The following is a 2,233-nucleotide window of genomic DNA, read 5'->3' as shown; positions in this document are numbered from 1 at the left end:
AACTCGTCCTGCGCGCGCAGGACGGCGATCCACAGTCGCCGCTCGGCGACGATCTTGGCCTCTGGCGACCAGATCGCCACCATCTCGTCGCTGGCGTACCGGTTGGCCAGGACATTCGGAATCGTCACGGATACACAGCTTACGACCCGGCTGGGGCAAGCTAGAGCCGTGCACTTCGTCGGGTTGGACCTCGCGTGGGGGGAACGCAAGCCCACGGGCGTCGCCGTCGTCGACGATGCAGGGGTGCTGGTGTACCTCGGCGTCGCGCAGGACGACACCAGCATCAGGGCCGCGATCGCGCCGTACGTGCAGGGGGACTGCCTCGTCGCCTTCGACGCGCCCCTGGTGGTGAACAACCCGACCGGGCAACGTCCCAGCGAGGCGGCGCTCAACCGGGACTTCGCGAAGTTCGAGGCGGGCGCCCACCCCACCAACACCGGAAAGCCCGAGTTCGCGGGCACACCACGCGCCGCCCGGCTCGCCACGGCACTCGACCTCGACATCGACCCGGATTCCCACGCCCCCCGACGTGCCATCGAGGTCTACCCGCATCCTGCGACGGTGGCGCTGTTCCGGCTGGGCCGCACGCTGAAGTACAAGTCGAAGCCGGGCCGCAGCTTCGCCCAGTTGCGTTCGGAACTGCGGCGCCTGATGGAACTCGTCGAATCGCTGGCCCAGGCCGACCCCCCGCTGCGGGTCACCGACCACGACGGCTGGGGCGAGCTTCGAATTGCGGTGGAGACTGCCGAGAAGAAGAGCGAGCTGCGTCGGGCCGAGGATCCCGTCGACGCCGTCATCTGTGCCTACGTGGGGTTGTTCGCCACCCGCAGGCCCGGCGACGTGACGACCTACGGCGACGCCGAGTCGGGCGCCACCATCACCCCGACGCTGCCCGCCGACCTGATCCCGGCTCCGCCCGAACCGACGCCAGGCGCGGTGCGGGAGGCGATCGCACAGTATGCCGAGCGGCGCCAGGGGCTGTTGGGCGCGACCGAACGCTATCTCGCCCTGGTGACGACGCTGCTCGACGACGCAGGCATCAACTACCTCAACGTCACCGCGCGCACCAAGAGCGTCACGTCGTTCGCCCAGAAGGCGGACCGCAGCGTGGACGGTCAGCGTCTGTACACCGATCCGTTGTCCGAGATCACCGACCAGATCGGGCTGCGGGTGATCACGTTCCTGCGGGACGACGTCACCACGGTGGCCAATCTCCTGGCCGAGGAGATGCAACTTCTCGACGACCGGGACATGGGCCAGGAGACGGCCCGCGAGGGCAGATGGGGCTACGCGAGCAGGCATCTGCTCGTCGCCGTCGAAGGCGAACAGCAGCCCGCGTCCATCCAGGTGCGGACCGTCCTACAGCACGCGTGGGCGGAGTTCGAGCACGACATCCGCTACAAGGGCTCGATCCCCGAGGAGGACGCGCCAGACCTGGACCGCCGGTTCACCCTTGCGGCCGGGTTGCTGGAGCTGGCCGACCGGGAGTTCTCCGCGATCCGCGAACGGCTGAAGAGCTCGCCGCCCGCGCAGCAGTCCGAACAGTCCAGCGATCCCCGCATCGGCACCCCGGTCCTCGCGACGTACCTGGGCAACCGCTTCCCCGACGCGGGCTGGTCGCGCACCGACCACTACGCCTGGATCGCCGGGCTGCTTCTGGAACTCGGCATCGACTCACTCGACGAACTCGACGAACTCCTCGGCACGTTCGACACGGATGCGGTCAACGAGAAGATGGACTACCGCTATCCGGCGGGCGCCGTCCGCCGCCTCGACGATGCCCTGCTGGCCCGGTTCGGCGATCGATACGTCGGCCTGACCGGGAACGCGCACCGCGTCACGCAGCTGCAAGCCCGGTTGGAGAAGCTGCAGGGCAATTAGTCGTACGGCGCGAGCACGTCGATGACGTCGACGAGCGTCGCGCGCGCCGTGGCCCTCGGGCCGTCCCCGACGCCGACGAGCGACGCGACGACCGCACCGTCGACGGCGCACACCAGAGCCGTCATCAACTCCGCGCGCACCGAACGCCCCGACCGCTCCACCACCTCGACGACCGCCTCGGTGCGTTGCTTCATGATTCGGCGCTGAACGTCGCGCAGCGCCGGCTGGCGCGCGCAGGCGATGTAGCGCTCGTAGCGCGAGATCAACTGTTCGGACACCCGCGTGCCGGGACCGTCGCCGACCAACAGATCGACGAGGACGTCCGCCGTCGACTCGGCGCCGCGCTTGCGTC

The 2,233-nt window shown here is 69.2% G+C and carries 3 protein-coding genes; 1 reads left to right on the top strand and 2 read right to left on the bottom strand.

The window, feature by feature from the left end; translation table 11 throughout:
- Nucleotides 1–128: hypothetical protein (locus tag ACRDUX_RS20205; RefSeq protein ID WP_526415822.1), on the bottom strand; the 128-nt coding region annotated here is incomplete at its 3' end.
- A 40-nt stretch (nucleotides 129–168) separates the two neighbouring features.
- Here ACRDUX_RS20205 and relZ point away from each other — a divergent pair.
- Nucleotides 169–1,881, top strand: a complete 1,713-nt coding sequence (gene relZ / locus ACRDUX_RS20200; RefSeq protein ID WP_526415820.1) for a bifunctional ribonuclease/(p)ppGpp synthase — start codon at nucleotides 169–171, stop codon at nucleotides 1,879–1,881.
- On the opposite strand, the gene ACRDUX_RS20195 is transcribed toward relZ, so the two are convergent.
- The coding region (locus tag ACRDUX_RS20195; protein WP_526415818.1) for a TetR/AcrR family transcriptional regulator at nucleotides 1,878–2,233 on the bottom strand (356 nt) is incomplete at its 5' end. The genes relZ and ACRDUX_RS20195 overlap by 4 nt on opposite strands.

The sequence above is a fragment of the Mycobacterium sp. genome (assembly GCF_050701675.1).
In the GTDB taxonomy this organism is placed as follows: Bacteria; Actinomycetota; Actinomycetes; order Mycobacteriales; family Mycobacteriaceae; genus Mycobacterium.
The sequence above is the reverse complement of the archived record's forward strand: the minus strand, read 5'-3'. Positions and strand labels throughout refer to the sequence as shown.